18 protein-coding genes are annotated in these 15,791 nt (G+C 68.1%); 14 read left to right on the top strand and 4 right to left on the bottom strand.

Annotated elements, in window-relative coordinates; translation table 11 throughout:
* Positions 1-102: 102 nt before the first annotated feature.
* Positions 103-696 carry a TetR/AcrR family transcriptional regulator C-terminal domain-containing protein gene (locus E0W78_RS08785; protein WP_165570449.1) on the top strand — a complete coding sequence of 198 codons (594 nt, stop codon included), beginning with the start codon at positions 103-105 and terminating at the stop codon, positions 694-696.
* Between the two features lie 10 nt (positions 697-706).
* Here E0W78_RS08785 and E0W78_RS08780 read toward each other — a convergent pair whose 3' ends face one another.
* Complete coding sequence (locus E0W78_RS08780) at positions 707-1,087, bottom strand: hypothetical protein (RefSeq protein WP_131403493.1); 381 nt, start codon at positions 1,085-1,087, stop codon at positions 707-709.
* Positions 1,088-1,089: 2 nt separating this feature from the next.
* Entirely contained in the window at positions 1,090-1,473 is a 384-nt protein-coding gene (locus E0W78_RS08775; RefSeq protein ID WP_131403492.1) for a hypothetical protein, read from the bottom strand.
* 80 nt (positions 1,474-1,553) lie between these two features.
* Between E0W78_RS08775 and E0W78_RS08770 the strand changes: the two genes are divergently transcribed.
* Positions 1,554-2,807: a histidine kinase gene (locus tag E0W78_RS08770; RefSeq protein WP_131403491.1), complete on the top strand. Its 1,254-nt coding sequence runs from the start codon at positions 1,554-1,556 to the stop codon at positions 2,805-2,807.
* Positions 2,804-3,469, top strand: a complete 666-nt coding sequence (locus E0W78_RS08765) for a response regulator transcription factor (RefSeq protein ID WP_131403490.1) — start codon at positions 2,804-2,806, stop codon at positions 3,467-3,469. The genes E0W78_RS08770 and E0W78_RS08765 overlap by 4 nt, the downstream gene beginning before the upstream one ends.
* A gap of 304 nt (positions 3,470-3,773) precedes the next feature.
* Here the strand turns inward: E0W78_RS08765 and E0W78_RS08760 are convergent, their stop codons facing one another.
* A complete protein-coding gene (locus E0W78_RS08760) occupies positions 3,774-4,211 on the bottom strand; it encodes a hypothetical protein (protein WP_131403489.1) in 438 nt (145 codons plus the stop codon).
* A gap of 139 nt (positions 4,212-4,350) precedes the next feature.
* Here E0W78_RS08760 and E0W78_RS08755 point away from each other — a divergent pair, with 139 nt between their 5' ends.
* The 11 genes from E0W78_RS08755 to E0W78_RS08705 all read left to right on the top strand — a co-directional run bounded on the left by E0W78_RS08755 (position 4,351) and on the right by E0W78_RS08705 (position 14,598).
* Positions 4,351-4,536: a hypothetical protein gene (locus E0W78_RS08755; RefSeq protein WP_131403488.1), complete on the top strand. Its 186-nt coding sequence runs from the start codon at positions 4,351-4,353 to the stop codon at positions 4,534-4,536.
* A 3-nt stretch (positions 4,537-4,539) separates the two neighbouring features.
* Positions 4,540-5,070, top strand: coding sequence for a hypothetical protein (locus E0W78_RS08750; RefSeq protein WP_131403487.1), 531 nt, complete (start codon positions 4,540-4,542; stop codon positions 5,068-5,070).
* Between the two features lie 264 nt (positions 5,071-5,334).
* Complete coding sequence (locus E0W78_RS08745) at positions 5,335-6,108, top strand: ABC transporter ATP-binding protein (protein ID WP_207392693.1); 774 nt, start codon at positions 5,335-5,337, stop codon at positions 6,106-6,108.
* Positions 6,105-7,964 carry an ABC transporter permease gene (locus tag E0W78_RS08740; protein ID WP_131403486.1) on the top strand — a complete coding sequence of 620 codons (1,860 nt, stop codon included), beginning with the start codon at positions 6,105-6,107 and terminating at the stop codon, positions 7,962-7,964. The genes E0W78_RS08745 and E0W78_RS08740 overlap by 4 nt, the downstream gene beginning before the upstream one ends.
* Before the next feature lie 232 nt (positions 7,965-8,196).
* Positions 8,197-8,838 (top strand): hypothetical protein, encoded by a 642-nt coding sequence (locus E0W78_RS08735; RefSeq protein ID WP_131403485.1) that lies wholly within the window; start codon positions 8,197-8,199, stop codon positions 8,836-8,838.
* A complete protein-coding gene (locus E0W78_RS08730; RefSeq protein WP_131403484.1) occupies positions 8,835-9,374 on the top strand; it encodes a hypothetical protein in 540 nt (179 codons plus the stop codon). Before E0W78_RS08735 ends, E0W78_RS08730 begins: the two co-directional genes overlap by 4 nt.
* The gene (locus tag E0W78_RS08725) at positions 9,371-11,746 is read left to right on the top strand and encodes a hypothetical protein (protein ID WP_131403483.1); all 2,376 of its coding nucleotides are present in this window, start codon (positions 9,371-9,373) and stop codon (positions 11,744-11,746) included. The genes E0W78_RS08730 and E0W78_RS08725 overlap by 4 nt, the downstream gene beginning before the upstream one ends.
* Positions 11,747-11,860: 114 nt before the next feature.
* Positions 11,861-12,670 (top strand): ATP-binding cassette domain-containing protein, encoded by an 810-nt coding sequence (locus tag E0W78_RS08720; RefSeq protein WP_131403482.1) that lies wholly within the window; start codon positions 11,861-11,863, stop codon positions 12,668-12,670.
* Between the two features lies 1 nt (position 12,671).
* Positions 12,672-13,439: an ABC transporter permease gene (locus E0W78_RS08715; protein ID WP_131403481.1), complete on the top strand. Its 768-nt coding sequence runs from the start codon at positions 12,672-12,674 to the stop codon at positions 13,437-13,439.
* Positions 13,440-13,453: 14 nt separating this feature from the next.
* A complete protein-coding gene (locus E0W78_RS08710; protein WP_131403480.1) occupies positions 13,454-14,227 on the top strand; it encodes a MerR family transcriptional regulator in 774 nt (257 codons plus the stop codon).
* 104 nt (positions 14,228-14,331) lie between these two features.
* Positions 14,332-14,598: a hypothetical protein gene (locus tag E0W78_RS08705; protein WP_131403479.1), complete on the top strand. Its 267-nt coding sequence runs from the start codon at positions 14,332-14,334 to the stop codon at positions 14,596-14,598.
* A gap of 207 nt (positions 14,599-14,805) precedes the next feature.
* Here the strand turns inward: E0W78_RS08705 and E0W78_RS08700 are convergent, their stop codons facing one another.
* On the bottom strand, positions 14,806-15,771 hold the full coding sequence (locus E0W78_RS08700; RefSeq protein ID WP_131403478.1) for an MsnO8 family LLM class oxidoreductase: 966 nt from the start codon (positions 15,769-15,771) through the stop codon (positions 14,806-14,808).
* Positions 15,772-15,791 lie beyond the last annotated feature (20 nt).

The following is a 15,791-nucleotide window of genomic DNA, read 5'->3' as shown; positions in this document are numbered from 1 at the left end:
GGTGTTCGTTGAGTATGCTGGTGACCGGGATCACTGACAATGGATTCCGTGTAAAGAATGTGTTTCACGAAGGGATTCCGTGTGGCGAGGCCCGCTGTACCCGTGCTTTCCGTAGCCAAGATCGCGTCCGCCGCGCTGGCGATTGTCGACCGCAAGGGCGAGTTCAGCGTCAACGAGGTCGCGAGAGCGCTCGGCGTGCGTCCCTCGTCGCTCTACAACCACCTCACCGGCAAGGCCGAGATCGTCGAGGCGATGCGCTCGCTCGTCTTCCAGGAGCTGGACCCGCCGCCGCTGGACGACACCGACGACTGGGAGTCCCAGCTGCGCGAGCTGCTGCGCCGCTACCGTGACGCGTTCGCCGCGCACCCCCGGCTCGTCCCGCTGCTGACCGCGTACACGGTCTCCTCCCCCGACGTCATGGCGCTGTACGAGCAGATGGCCGCCGCCCTCGCCCGCGCCGGCGTCCCCGACGACGAGCTGCTGACGGTCATCACGGTGCTCGACAACGTCGTCATCGGCTCCGCGCTTGACCTCGCCGCGCCCGAGGAAGTCTGGAGTCGCGACGCCGCCCAGGGCCCGCTGCTCGCCGCGGCCATCGAGGCGTCCGCCACGGGACGCGAGCGCGCCGACCGAGCCTTCGAGCTGGGCATCGACCTGGTGCTCGGGAGCCTGGTGCGGCGGCTGGCCGCGGGGTGAGGAGCGCGATTCAGCCCCAGTAGGTCACGGCGTAGCGCGGGCCGAGCTCGTCCTGGACCCGTCGGGCGAGCTGTTCGCCGAGCTCGTGCATCGCAGCGGCCTCGGCCTTGTCACGGCTGCGACGTCTCGGGTTCAGCAGCCTGAGCAACGGCCACCTCCAGCTAGCCAGCGTCTGCATGATCGGAACACCGTCCCACCGGTCCTCATAGACCTCTGGGACGTCCCATGCCTGCCACCGTGCCGCGAACGCCTCCAGGTCCTGGGTGAGCTGCGGGCTGAGCTCGACCTCGTCCGGGTCGTCCGGACCGTCCTCGTCGTCGAACCACAGTGGGAAGTCGACGCCGTACTCATTCATGACCCGGACCTCGATGACGTCCTCGCGCTCGTCCACGCTCAGCCCCAGTAGGTCACGGCGTAGCGCGGGCCGAGCTCGTCCTGGACCCGGCGGGCGAGGTGCTCACCGAGCCCCTTGATGGCGGCCGCCTCGGCCTCCCACCGCTGGACGGCAGCCGCTCGGTCTGCCGATGCGCGGCGCCGACGCCACCGGTCGACGAGCGCCGGCAGCACCGGGAACCGGTCGAAGCGGTCGTCGGAGCCGCCCGGGCCCAGGTGCGCCTCCCAGCGCGCGGCGAGGGCCTCGAGGTCGGCGGTGAGCTGCGGGCTGAGCCCGACCTCGTCCGGGTCCTCCGGCCCGATGCCGCCGTGGCCCCACAGCGGGAACTCGACCCCGTAGTCGTTCATGACCCGCACCTCGATCGGGTCCTCGCGCTCGTCCACGGCCCGATCCTGGCCGACGGACGCTCGTCCGCGCAGGCGTTCGGGCAGGACCAGGGCCGGCGCGCGGTAGCGTCGCGGTCGTGACCCGCCTCCCCCGACCGAGCGCCGCCGACCGTCGCGTCGCGCTGGTGACCGGGGCGCTGGCGCTGGCCGCGCTCGTCGCTGTCGCCGTCGCCGCCCACGTGGCGCCCGAGTCGGACGTCGTCACCCCGGTGCCGTCCACGACGTCCTGGGTGCTCGGCGGGATCGTGCTGGTGGCCCAGGCGGTCGCACTGCTGTGGCGTCGCGCCGCGCCCGAGATCGTCCTGCTCGCCGCGTCCGCCGGGCTGCTGCTCGCGGCCCTCGCCGGGCTCGGGGACGCGACCGGGCTCGCCCAGCTCGCCGTCCTCGTCGCCGCGTTCACGCTCGGGCTCGCCAAGCCGCCCGCCCGCGCGTGGCCGACCTACCTCGCCGCGGCCGTGCTGCTCGCGGTCGGCGGGACGATCAGCACGCACGCCGGGGGTGACACGTTCGGGGCGTCGCTCGGCATCGGCGTGCTGCAGGCGATCGGGACGCTGGCGCTGCCGGTCGTCGTCGCGCTGGTCGTCGCCTCCCGCCGCGAGGTGCGCCAGGCCCGCGAGGGACGCGAGGCCGCGCTGCTGCGCGAGCGGGACGCGCTCGTCCAGGCCGCGATCGCCCGTGAGCGGACGGCCATGGCGCGCGAGCTGCACGACATCGCGGCGCACCACCTGTCCGGCATCGCAGTGATGACCGCGGCGATCGGCACCCAGATCGACACCGACCCCGAGGCTGCGAAGGCGTCCGTCGCCCAGGTGCGTCGGTCCAGCACGTCCGTCCTGCGCGACCTGCGCAGCCTGGTCGGCCTGCTGCGCGAGGGGGACGTGGGTGAGACCCGTCCGGAGTCGCTGGCCGGCGTCGCCGCGCTGGTCGACGACGCCGTCGCGGCCGGACGCGACGCGGGCCTGACGGTGCTCACCGGCGAACATCCGCTCGGGCACGGCGTCGGACCGCTCGCCCAGCTCGCCGCCTACCGGATGGTGCAGGAGTCGCTCGCCAACGCGGCCCGGCACGCCCCCGGCTCGCGGGTCGAGGTGACCGTGGACGACCGCGACGCGTCCGCCGTCGTGGTGACGGTGGCCAACGACCGCTCCCCCGTCGCGTCCGTCGACGCCGGCGGAGGCGGGTTCGGGCTGGTCGGCATGCGCGAGCGCGCCGACCTCACCGGCGCGAGCCTCGTCGCCGGACCCACGGACGACGGCGGTTGGCGCGTCGTCCTGCGCGTCCCGCGCGACCCCGACGCCGACACCGAGACCGATCCGAGGGAGGACGCATGATCCGCGTCGTCATCGCCGACGACCAGGCGCTCGTCCGCGCCGGGCTGCGGACGCTGCTGGACGCCGAGCCCGACATCGAGATCGTCGCCGTGGCCGCCGACGGACGCGAGGCGGTCGAGGCGGCACGCGAGCACCGGCCGGACGTCGTCTGCATGGACATCCGCATGCCCGGCCAGGACGGCATCAGCGCCACCCGCGAGCTGTGCGGCCCGGGCGTCGCCGACCCGATCCCGGTGCTCGTGCTGACCACGTTCGACATCGACGACTACCTGTTCGGCGCGCTCGAGGCCGGCGCGTCCGGCTTCCTGCTCAAGGACTCCGAGCCCGAGGTGCTGGTCGGCGCCGTGCGCTCCGTCGCGGCCGGCAACGGGACGCTCGACGACGCGCTGACCAAGCGGGTGCTGCGCGAGGTGGTGACCCGCCGCGAGATCGTCCCGGTGACGGCCGGACGCGCGTCCGACCTGCTCACCGCCCGCGAGCTGGACATCCTGCTGTTGCTCGCCCAGGGCCTGTCGAACGACGAGATCGCGGCCGAGCTGGTGCTCGAGACGTCCACGGTGAAGTCGCACCTGGCCCGCATGATGCCCAAGCTCGGCGTCCGCTCGCGTCTCCAAGCGGTCGTGTGGGCCTACCAGAACAAGGTCGTCGCGGTGCCGGAGTGAGGGAGCCAAGCAATGCGCCTACTGGGACCTCGTCGCCCATCACTTCCAGCTAACGCTCGCCACAAGCAGAACCAGCATTCCAGTTAGGGGACGTGAGCCTGACGCCACCGCTCCCCGACCGATCACGAAGGCGAAGCCGATCTCGTTGGACCACGCCTCCCAAGAATCGGTGCTCGTCCCTTGAGCCCACGGCGAGATTCCCGTTAGGTCGCCGGACTTCGAACTTTCTTCAAAGTGACGAAAACGCCCTCGGACGCTTTCTCAGCGCCCCAGCCTTCAGACGAGCCGCCGCTGCGCTGCGGCCTCAGTTGTCGGCTGTGATGGCCCGCCGGCCAAGCGTCCACCCATCAACTGACGACAGTGCGCCCCGCCAGAATGCGAGGGTCGTCCCCTTGCTGTCAGCGTCCAGAAAACTGACCTGGCGTAGGTGGAGGAACTCCGGCTCGGGAGGCCGCTCAGTGCGCTCTTGCGCAGGAACCGGTTCCGGGAACCGTTGGTCGAACAGCACGGTGAACGATTCCAGTATTGCCCCGTTGTCGATCACGGCGGCACGCTGCCGCAGGGCGCCGCTGACGCCCTGTCCGTAGGCGTGCGAAGCGATGAGGTCGCCGCTGACAACCTGCCCATGCACCCAGAGCGTGATCCCGATGTCGAACGAGTTGACGGCATCGACTGCAGCGACGATGTCCCGCAGTACGAGGTCTGGTAGCGCCGATGAGTGCGGTACGGGGGCTTCTGTCATGGCGCCGACCGTACTTCGCCAACAGGGCCACCCGCTGCCAGACGAAACCACGGCCGGAAGCCGCCGACTTTCCACCACGTACTGTCCCGCCCGCGGGTACGCTCGAGCGTCCGAACGAGGCAGACCAGGTGGGGCGAACGTGAGCGCAGCAGACCGGCACGTCCAGACGCGGCTGGACACCCTCAACGAGCAGACGGCGAGGACCAACGCACTACTCGGCCGGCTGCTGCAGCAGGTCGAGTACCAGTCCGAGCTCGCGTACCGGGTGACCCCGGATAGCCCGCCGCCGCCCCACCTCGCGCGCCGACAGCCGGCCACCAGCTAGACCGTGTTCGGCATCCCGGACGAGTACGTCCCGTCGCTAATCGCCCTCGCGGGCGCGTTGTTCACCGGCCTGGTCGGTCTCGCCACCGGACTTCGCAAGAGCGACAGCCGCCGTGCCCGCCTCGAGCGCGACACCGCCTTGCTCGAGCAGATCCCGGACAGCGCGGCGCGTACGCGGCTGCTCAAGACCATCGACTGGCAGATCGGCGAGATCCACGAGGTCGACAAGCACGGGGAGCGGGACTGGCTTGGCGCGCTGTATGTGGTACTGATCGCTGGCACTTTCTTGCCTTTCGTCTGGACCACGCTCCGTGACGACAACCCTGGCGTTTGGAGGGCCCTCCTCGCGATCTTCATGCTGCTTCTCGTAGCCGGATTCGTGCTGGCCGCGATCGGGGGCCTGCAGAAGAAGCCGTACTACCAGCGCCGCAATGTGCTAATCGAGACAGGCAGTCTTCTGGTCCGATGGATGCTGCCTTCGGTAGCTGAGAATCGGCGCCGTCGACGATTGGCTGAAACTAAGCCGAACGCCTAGGACGGATCACACGTTGCGGGTGGCAAGCAACGAGCGTCGGGCAGTATCGCGCAACAGTTTGGGCAGACCGCTCCAGACCCGGATGAACTCATGTTGGCTGTCCATTCGACGCACAGGAATCGAGTGTTAGCGGTTTCCTGGACCAGTCCCGGAGCCCTTCCATCGAAGGATGCAAGTCCCGGATCTCCGTCCTGAGCGGCTCGATGCGGAGGGTGCCAGATTCCTAGGTTCGTGTTGTCCCACCACCGCGACCGAGGAGCCCTCGTGTTCACCTCCACGTCCGACCCCAGCACCGCCGCGCCCGTGCCGCAGAGCACGGCCGCGCTGCGCCTGCTGGACGTCCACAAGTCCTACCCCGGCCCGGCCGGTGCGGTCGCCGCGCTGCGCGGCGTCTCGCTGACCCTGCCGGCCGGATCGTTCACCGCCGTCATGGGTCCGTCCGGCTCGGGCAAGTCGACGCTGCTGCACTGCGCCGCCGGCCTCGACACCCCCACGAGCGGACGCGTCATCGTCGGCGACCGCGACATCAGCACGCTGAAGCCGGACGACCTGACGCGCTTCCGCCGCGACCACGTCGGCTTCGTCTTCCAGGCCTACAACCTCGTGCCGCACCTGAGCGTGGCCGACAACGTCCGGCTGCCGATGATCCTGGCTGGACGCGACGCCGACCCGCGCTGGCTCGAGGACCTGCTGGACGCCGTCGGGCTCAACGGCAAGGCCGACCGGCGTCCCGGTGAGCTGTCGGGCGGGCAGGCGCAGCGGGTCGCGATCGCGCGGGCGCTGTACTCGCGGCCGACGGTCGTGTTCGCCGACGAGCCGACCGGCGCGCTGGACGCTCGCACCGGCGAGGCCGTCCTGACGCTGCTGCGCGACACCGCCCACCGGCTCGGCCAGACCGTCGTCGTCGTGACCCACGACGCGAAGGTCGCGGCGGCCGCCGAGCAGGTGCTGTTCCTGTCTGACGGACGCCTGGTCGACATGCTCACCAGCCCGACGGCGCAGGCCGTCGCGGACCGCATGCTGGGGCTCGAGCGATGAGCGCGACGTGGCGGCTGGCCCGCTCCGGTGCGATGGCGCACCTGCCGAGCCTGGTCGGCCCGTTCGTGGTGCTGGCCCTGGCCGGCGTGCTGGTGTCGGGCGCGGGCGTGCTCGTCGAGTCCGGGCTGCGGACGGGCGGTGACGCCGGGTTCCTGGTCGCGCTGGCCAGCTCGTTCTCGGGCACGGCGCTGCTGCTGGTGATCTTCGTCGTGTCGTCGACGGTCTCGCTCGCTCTGCGCCAGCGGCAGCGCGACTTCGCGCTGCTGCGTGCGGTCGGCGCGACGCGCGGCCAGGTGCGGCAGCTCGTGAGCCGTGAGGTCACGCTGATCACGCTGGTCGCCGCGCCCCTCGGCGGGCTCGTCGGGCTGCTCGCTGTCGGACGCCTGACGCCGATCCTGGAGTCGTCCGGCATGGTCGATCCCGGCTTCGAACTGTCCCTCTCCCCCGTGCCGGTGCTGAGCGCATTCGTCCTGCTGCTGCCGGTCGCGTACCTCGCGGCGCGGCTGGCGACCCGCGGCACCCTGCGCACGTCCCCGACGGCGGCTGTGGCGCAGAGCGTCGTGGAGCCGGCCGGCATCGGACCCGTTCGCCGCACGTCCGCGCTCGTCGTGGCCGGGCTCGGGCTCGCCGCCGCGTTCAGCCCGGTGTTCATGCCCGGGACGATGGGCGCCGCGCTCGCTGCGGTGTCGGCGTTCCTGCTCATCAGTGCCGCGGCGCTGGCCGGACCGGTGCTCGTCGCCTGGCTCGTCCGCGTCCTGTCGCGCCTGCCCGGCGGACCGGCCACGCAGCTCGCGCTCGCCAACACGCGGGGCTTCTCGCGCCGGCTGACGCTGGTGGTCGTCCCGCTCGCACTGGCGCTCGGCGTCGGCACCGTCCAGGCGACGGTCGACGAGACCGTCGCGGTCGCCGGCACCCGCCAGCTCGAGGACGGACTGAAGGCGGACGCGATCGTCACCGGCGACCTCGACGCCATCACGGTGGACGCGGTGTCGTCCGCCCCCGGCGTGGACGCCGCGGTGCCGCTCGCCTCGGTGCCGGCGCAGGTGATGCTCGACGAGGAGGACGCGTTCATGGGCGCCCTCGCCTGGGAGCCGCTGCAGGTGCGCGCGCTGCCCGCCGCTGGCGTCGACGGACTGTTCGATCCGGACGTCGTCGACGGCTCGCTGGCCGCGCTGAACGAGCCGGACACCGTCGCCATCAGCCGTGACGCGAAGTTCGAGGCGATGAAGGGCATCGGCGACGAGCTCACCTTCCGCTGGGACGACGGCAAGCCCGTGCGCGCGACGATCGTGGCGGTCTACGAGCGCGGACTCGGCTTTGGCGACTACCTGACCGGCGAGGCGACCCCGGCCGCGCACGGCGTGAACGTCCGTCCGGACACCCTGCTGCTGCGCACGTCCGACGCCGGCGCTGCTGCCGTCGCCGACCTGGGCGTCACCGTCACGGATGAGCAGAAGTACGTCGCCGCCGCGGTGTCGGCCGGCGACGGGCAGCGCGACCTGTCGACCGTCCTGCTGCTGTGCCTGTTGGTCTTCGTCCTGGTCGCCGCCGCGAACGCCCTGGTGCTCGCCACCGCCGGCCGCCGCGACGAGTTCACCCTGCTCTGGCGCACGGGCGCCACCCGCCGCCAGCTCCGCCGGATGCTCCTCGTCGAGTCCCTGGTGATCGCGGTGTGCGCTTGGCTCATCGGCACCCTGGCGATCATCCCGGCCGTGATCGGCGTCAGCGCCGGGTTGCTGGGCGCCGCGGTGCCACCAGTGGCGTGGACGACCTACGGAGGAATGGCGGCGGTCGTCGCCGCAACGCCCGTCTCAATCGCCCTGACCGGTAAGACGCAGCCCATCACGTCCCAATGAAACAGCACACCAACTACGAGCGAGCTCGCACCGTCGTCCCCCACTGGCATTCCTCGGACGAACGACGTCAGTAGCTCAACCGAACGCGAAGGGGCGCCGCGCTCAACTCGGCGGCCCGCATCCACTGACCAGTGAGTCGTGACTCACGGAAGACACGCTGCACTCAGCGCTCGCATCTATCGAATGTTCGGGATTCAGTGCGCTGAAGCCTGGAACTTGGCATCATGGCGGCGTGGCCAACGGGGATCAAGCCGAGAATGAGATAGCCCGGCAGCTCTACTGGGCACGAATTGTCTCTTCTCCCGACTCATGGCGGACCCGCGCCACCTCGGCGGGCGGATTCCTGAGTGCGGCGGCCGCGGCGTCGCTACTCGGCCTGGGAACTGTTGACGATCCGAACGGCGCCCAAGCAGTCAGCGTCAGCCTCGCAACCATTTTGTACGTGGCAGCAGTAGGTAGCTTTTTGGCGGCGAGCGTCTGGCCTTCCCCAAGTCGCACAATCAGCCTCGCCGACGACAACTGCGCGAATGAAGTGTTCGAGTACGTCGCAGACGAATCGAAGCCTATACGAAAGCTTGTAATCGGCGGCGGAATCGCATCAGTTCTCGCCCTATTGGCGACGGCCGTCTCGGCGATGCTGATTGTTCTGGGCGATCAGAGTTCAAGTGTCCAGGTCACTTTTCGCGACGATCCCGAGCGAACAGCGGCGCAACACCTTTGCTCGAAGCTACCGGAAACATTCCGCGCGGAGATGGCACGCGGGGCAACCGATGACCTTGCTGAGATCACGCTTCAGCCATCCCATTGCGCTGGTCGCGCTGTCACAATGACGATACCAAGGCAGTCAATTATCGTTAGCGAAGCCCACCAGTGAACTCGCTCATTGTTGAGTTTACCGCGCGGAACGACATAGCCTTCGATGCCGCGTATCAGCAAGCCTGCGCCGACGCCGTAGATGTCCGTGACGTCGAAATTTCCGACACGCGGCATTTGCCGCGCGAATCAGGTCACATAGTTGAACTGTCGATGTATGCGGCTCGCCACACGGAAATTGAACTCGAACCGTGTATGTCCGTTCTGGGAGAGCTCGGAACTCGCCAAGATTTGGATCGGCGATTGACGGTGGGCGTTGCTGCGGTAGGCGACGATGGCACGGCTGCTCAAAGGGTGGATGAGGCACTCGGGCCGGAGCCACTAGGCGCCTCCCGATGGATCGTTGGCGTCGCTGATACAGAACAATTGTATGAAGTCATCTTTCGATGGCTCATCCACGTAATCGATCGCAAGAAACTTTTCGCCGTTCCGTCGCCGGACAGCGCTCAAGCCGCATCAGAATTGATTGACCAAAGCCTTTCGAGTCCCGCGCCCACCCCTGACTCTGTTATCCGCCGCGATCGGAGAATTCCATGACCTCGCTCCTCTGGCTCGTGTCACTTCTCTCGCCCCAATCCGTGGCACCTCATCCAAACTTTGCATCGACCGATCGAGTGACGGGTCCTGGACTTCTTGCATTGGTTTTGCAGCAGCGACCTCACGAGATCGAGAGCTTCCTATCGCGCAAGGAGACCGAGGCGACGCGCGACGAAGCCCTCCTGTTGCAGTCAACACGTGACAGTCTTAGCGACAAAGGATTCCAGAGTGCTTTGGAGAATTTCCGACAGTTAGCCCAAGAAAGCGCCGACGCAGGTCTGGGCGCCGCCGCTTCGCTTGTAGCAGCAGTGGGTCTGAGCGAACGCGACCGCTTCGACGAAGCGCTCGAGATGCTTGAGGTTGCGAGAGAGCGGTTGGGAAATTCTGGTGACGACGAATTGTGGAGGGCCGCGATCGAGCAACAGTTGGCGATGCGCCTCACTGAAATGCGGCGAGACGCCGATCCCATGTTGGAGTCGGCACGGAACCTGCTCGAAGAGTTTTCCCCCATGCGGGCGAGCCCGTTCCCCACAAGCAAAGGGTCACGTTGGGACTCTGGCGAAACTGTGCGAAACATTCAAGGACTGTTGCTCGACGCTAACCAGGACCTGCGGGACCGCCGCGTGCGATTTCCAGACGAACATCAGATTACGCAATGGATTCGGAGGACGGAGTCCCCCTTAACGATTTCGCTGCGCCGAGAGGCAGGGCGTAGCGGCGCGGCATTCATAGATGAGCGATTCAAGAAGCAAACGCTTAGTCGAGAGGTAACTTTTCGAGCCGACGACCCAGTCGACACGCCGATTTGGCGTTCCCTAACCGCGTTCGAGTTAGCAGGGCATCTCACGGAATCACAAAACCTGCGTCGAAGGCTCGGGGAGCTGCGCCTTATGCGCTCCGGCGCGTCAGAGATCTCTGACGCTCTCCGACTCATTCGCCAGTCCGGGGACATGAAGACGGTTCGTTTGGCGCTGAACCATCTCCGCAGTGCGGGACCCATCGCGATGATTCGTTCGGAGCTCGAAGGGATCATTGAGCGCCGAAACAAGCCCGAATTGCTCCGCGATGTGGATTTGGCAGTCATTTCCGCTGGGGCTCAGACCCTCGACGAGGCGGAAGCCAAGCGGACGCTCAAAACATTGATTTCGGCTCTAACCGCTACGCCTCCGCAAAACACAAGGGTGACACAAGCGCCATTCGTACGAATTGAACAAGTGCTTGCAGCCGTGGCTGCTGTCGCACCGTTGGCTAATTCAGACGACTGGCTCGCCGGCTCGCTACTGGACGTGGTGGAAGCCGCAGGGACGGCGCCCGACGAACTCGTCGCACGCGCGTTCGCGCGGTGCGTTAACGCTCTAGAATGGCGGAGGCTGGACGAATCCGTCACCCAGCGGTGGGCATCCTGGGTAGCGGACGCTCAAGGCCGCCAGTCGACTTCGTGGAGTCCGCTTCTCGAGTCACTAGACTTCCTCCTTGTCCCTCCGTCTGAGAAGAACGAACCTGCCCCGAACACGTTGTCATTGGAAAGTATCGCCAGAGAACTCAACGCTGTTATAGATGGGGCAGCTCCGGCTACCGACTTTGTCGACGCGGCGACCGAACAGGTGAAACAGGTACTGATCCGGGCGAGGCACGAAGCCTTAGCCGGAGAATTCACTCAGTATGCGACGGACCCAGCCGATCTCGCCGCGGGACTTTGCGTATATTTGGGCGCCGATCTATGGACGCATCTGGTCGAGCTAATCGCTCTCCCCATCCCTCGCCGGTTCAAGTCGAACGCAATCGACCGCCTTGCTGCGAACTATAAAACAGTCCCGGATGATGTCCGCGCTTACATCGAGTCGCATCGTAAGCAGATTCGCACGTCTATCAGTGATCCCTTCGAAGGCGAGGAGGTTCAGCCATTTCCTGGACCCGTCCGCCTCTTCGGAATGCTGCGCATTTCGAGCACCTCCGAGGAGGTATCGGCCGTAGCCGAGATGCTCGGCGGTAATGAAGTCGCTAGAACAGAGGCCGCGAAGACCGTAGCATCGTTTTGCAGACGCGGCCCTGCCGCGGATTGGCTGGCTTTTGCTGCGATCCAATTGTCGCGAGACACAAATGCGAACGTCCGCGCACACGCTGGCCGCGCGCTTGCCGAGCTCGTCACAAAGACCCAGTTTGCCCAGCCTTTGGTCAAGGAGCAACTGATTGCATTGGTGTCGGAAGAGGGAATGTTAGTGCCGCTGCTGATTCTACAGAGCCTGGCTATGAGCGAACATGCTCAAAGTTTGCCCAGCAGTCTAAGAGACGCCATTTCGCATGCTGCGCAAAATCACGTTGCACATGGGGTCCGGTCACAGGCTCGTCGTGTCCTGTCGATGATGGACTGATTCGTGCCTTAGACAACAGGCGGTCTTTGAAGTGCTGGTCTCGACTAGCCATGCGGCGCACTGAACGATCCCACCCTTGACCTTGACGCAGGGGCAACCCTTCACGCTCCTCGCATGACCACTGAGACACGCACTTCCGCCATCGCGGTCCGGGGCCTGGAGAAGTCGTTCGGGGACGTCCACGTGCTGCGTGGGGTCGACCTCGACGTCGCTCGCGGCAGCGTCTTCGCCCTGCTCGGCTCCAACGGTGCCGGCAAGTCCACGCTCGTCAAGATCCTTGCGACGCTGCTGAAGGCCGATGCCGGCACCGCCCGCGTCGCGGGCTTCGACGTCGCTACCGATCCCGCTCGCGTCCGTGAGTCGTTCAGCCTGACCGGGCAGTTCGCCGCCGTGGACGAGATCCTCACCGGACGCGAGAACCTCGCCCTCGTCGCCCGGCTGCGGCACCTCCCCGACGCCGGTGCCGTCGCCGACGACCTGCTCGACCGGTTCTCGCTCACCGAGGCCGGCGGACGCCGCGCGGGGACGTACTCCGGCGGCATGCGGCGCCGGCTCGACATCGCCATGAGCCTCATCGGCGACCCGCCGGTCGTCCTGCTCGACGAGCCCACCACCGGGCTGGACCCGCAGGCCCGGCAGGAGGTCTGGGCCACCGTGGAGCGGCTCGCGTCCGGCGGCGCCACCGTGCTGCTCACCACCCAGTACCTCGAGGAGGCGGAGCGGCTCGCCGACCGCATCGCGATCCTGCACCGCGGCCGCGTCATCGCCGACGGCACGCTCGCCGAGCTCAAGGCGCTGCTGCCGCCCGCGCGCGTCGAGTACGTCAAGAAGCAGCCGACGCTCGAGGAGGTCTTCCTCGCCATCGTCGGCGACGACCCCGAGAACGAGCCCGCGGATGCAACCACCACCACGAAGGAGCAGTGACATGACCACCCACTCCGCCGGCGACACCGCCGCCCTAACCGGCCGGTCGCTGCGCCACGTGCTGCGCAGCCCCGACACGATCATCACCACCGCGGTCATGCCCGTGGCGATGCTGCTGCTGTTCGTCTACGTCTTCGGGGGCGCGATCGAGGCCGACACCGGCAGCGAGTCATACGTCTCGTACCTGCTGCCGGGCATCCTGCTGATCACCGTCGTCTCGGGCATCTCGTACACCGCGTTCCGGCTGTTCGTGGACGTGTCCGCGGGGATCTTCGAGCGCTTCCAGACCATGCCGGTCGCACGCTCGTCCGTGCTGTGGGCGCACGTGCTGACGTCCCTGGTGGCCAACGCGGTCGCGCTCATCGTCGTCATCGCGGTGGCGCTGCTGATGGGCTTCCGTTCCGGCGCCAGCCCGCTCGCCTGGCTCGGCGTCATCGGCATCCTGGGCCTGTTCACGCTCGCGCTGACCTGGCTGGCGGTCATCCCCGGCCTCACCGCCAAGTCCGTCGACGGGGCCAGCGGCTTCGCCTACCCGCTGCTGTTCCTGCCGTTCCTCAGCTCGGCGTTCGTCCCCACCGACACCATGCCCGCGCCGGTCGCCGCGTTCGCCGAGCACCAGCCCGTGACGTCCATCGTGGACGTCCTGCGCAGCCTGCTCGCCGAGCAGCCGGTCGGGGACGAGCTGTGGGTCGCTCTGGCCTGGTGCGTCGGACTGCTCGCGGTGGCCTACTGGGGCGCGATGGCGGTCTTCCGCCGGCGCTCGGCCTGAGGCAGGGTGTCGCCATGCTGACGATCGGACAGCTCGCCACCTACGCCGGCGTCACGCCGCGCGCGGTGCGGCTGTACCACCAGAAGGGCCTGCTGCCCGAGCCCGAGCGAGACGTCTCCGGGTACCGCCGCTACGGCGCCGACGCGGTCGTCGAGCTCATCCGCATCCGGGCGCTCGCGGACGCCGGGGTGCCGCTGGCCCGGGTGCGCGAGCTGCTCGCGGCGGACGAGGCGACGTTCGCGGCGGCCGTCGACGACATCGACCGCCGTCTGCGTCGCGAGATCGCCCAGAAGCAGGAGCACCGCCGGCGCATGGCCCGGCTCGCCGCCGGCGACAGCCTCGCGTTGCCCGCCGAGGCCGTCGCCTACCTGGACCGGCTGCGCAGCCTCGGCCTGCACGACCGCATGGTCGACGCCGAGCGGGACGCCTGGATCCTCGTCGCCGCCCAGCTGCCCGAGCACATGGGGCTGCTCATGGACATCAAGCAGGCCCAGCTCGACGACCCTGACGTCGTGCGGATGTACCGCGACCTGTGGGACATCGTCGACTGGACGCCCGACGACCCGCGCCTGCCCGCCGTCGCCGACCGGCTCGTGGCGATCTTCGAGGCGTCCCCGGACTCCGGCAGCAGCGAGGACGACTTCCCGCTCGCCCCCGAGCTCGTCGCGTTGCTGGATCGCGTGTTCATCGACTCCGTGCCGTGCGGTGCGGCGCTGATGCGGCTGATCCACCAGAAAGGTTGGACCGGCTGGACCCGGTTGCAGAGGGTGGGTGCGCAGGTGGGGTGAAACGGTAAGCGGCTGCTTCCTGGGATGTCAGACCTGAGGTTCATGATCGAAAACGTCGGTTCGTAGCTGCGAGACATCAATTCTGAGGACGAATGGAGCGGGCAGTGAACATCCAGGTCACGAGGCAACGATTCCTCAACAATCAACTCATCGAGCCCGGAGCCTCGTTCGTGGACCCAAGCTTCGATTTACGATTCCAGATCGTTGTGATCTGTGATGCCGTCAGTCCTGACAAGTGGCACGGCGAGGTCCGTTTCGGCCAGCACTGTCTGATCCGCACCGCAGGCGAGGCTTCGGACGCGGCCGCGCGGGCGGCTGCCCGGACAGCCTTCGACGCAAGAGTCGTGGCCCTCTTTGGTGGGGAGGCCTAATCGGTGAGACCGCCTCGGGAGGCGTGGCAACCGATTCCGTGCTGGGCCTGCGGAGACCGGATCGAGATCGGCGATCCCGTCCAATGGTCGGGCGAGTTCTGGCGACATCCAGAATGTGCCACGACGTACGAGTCGTCACGAGGCACTGCGCGAACTTCGACACCTAGGAAGACCCGTCGGCGGCGGCGCTGGAAATCCTGAGCCTTACTAGGTCATCAGCTCCCGCAGCCTCGCATCGGACGCGAACAGGGCGTCGCGGTCGTAGGTGGACGTGCTGGCCATGAGCTCGTCCGCACCGGTGCGGTCGGCGAGCTGCTCGAGCCGCTTGCGGACGGTCGCAGGGCTGCCCGCGACGGCGCGGTCGAGCGACTCCTGGACGCGACGGCGGACGATGTCCGGCCACTCGCGCGAGCGGATGTCGGCGACCGACTCGAGCGGTCCGAACTCGCCAGTTTGCCGCGACATCGCCATCGCGTACGCCTCGGGCAGCGCGAGCTCACGGGCGGTCGCGTCGTCGTCGGCAACCGTGACGTCGAGCGAGATCGTCACCGACGGCGCGCTCCCGTCGTGCGGCTGGAACGTCCGGCGGTAGCGCGCCAGGACGTCCGGCAGCTCATCCGAAACGAGCACCGGTCCGCCGAGGACGACCGGGAGCCCGAGTCGCGCGGCGATGTCGATGCCGCGTCCGGTCGCCAGCAGGTGCATCGGCACGGGTCCGGCGGCGGGGCGCGCCGTGACGCCGCCGGTGCCGTCGAGGTACGAGCGCAGCTCGACCAGGTCGTCCTCGAACTCGTCGACAGCACCCATCTCGCGACGCAGCGCGCGCCGAACCGGCGGCGTGAAGCCGAGCGAGCGGCCGAGCCCGAGGTCGACGCGTCCGGGGTGCAGCGCCTCCAGGACCAGGAACTGCTCGGCGACCACGAGCGGCTGGTGCAGCGGCAGCATGACGCCGCCCGAACCGATGCGGATGTGGGACGTCGCCGCGCCGACCGCCGCCAGTACCACTGCGGGCGTGCCCGACGCGATGCCCGGGACAGCATGGTGCTCAGCGACCCAGAAGCGCTCGTAGCCGAGCTGCTCGGCGTGCACCGCGCGGGCGATCGTCCCCTCTAGCGCCTCGGCGTCGGGACGTCCGGCACGGGTCCGGGAGCGGTCGAGCAGCGAGAGCCTCACGCCAAGGGCAACGCTCACCC

It is taken from the genome of Aeromicrobium sp. IC_218 (genome assembly GCF_004336805.1).
Lineage (GTDB): Bacteria > Actinomycetota > Actinomycetes > Propionibacteriales > Nocardioidaceae > Aeromicrobium.
The sequence above is the reverse complement of the archived record's forward strand: the minus strand, read 5'-3'. Positions and strand labels throughout refer to the sequence as shown.

Coding starts and splice junctions, on each gene's coding strand:
- E0W78_RS08715 (WP_131403481.1), top strand. CDS start 12,672: ATGACCACCCACTCCGCCGGCGACACCGCCGCCCTAACCGGCCGGTCG.
- E0W78_RS08760 (WP_131403489.1), bottom strand. CDS start 4,211: ATGACAGAAGCCCCCGTACCGCACTCATCGGCGCTACCAGACCTCGTA.
- E0W78_RS08720 (WP_131403482.1), top strand. CDS start 11,861: ATGACCACTGAGACACGCACTTCCGCCATCGCGGTCCGGGGCCTGGAG.
- E0W78_RS08740 (WP_131403486.1), top strand. CDS start 6,105: ATGAGCGCGACGTGGCGGCTGGCCCGCTCCGGTGCGATGGCGCACCTG.
- E0W78_RS08765 (WP_131403490.1), top strand. CDS start 2,804: ATGATCCGCGTCGTCATCGCCGACGACCAGGCGCTCGTCCGCGCCGGG.
- E0W78_RS08710 (WP_131403480.1), top strand. CDS start 13,454: ATGCTGACGATCGGACAGCTCGCCACCTACGCCGGCGTCACGCCGCGC.
- E0W78_RS08725 (WP_131403483.1), top strand. CDS start 9,371: ATGACCTCGCTCCTCTGGCTCGTGTCACTTCTCTCGCCCCAATCCGTG.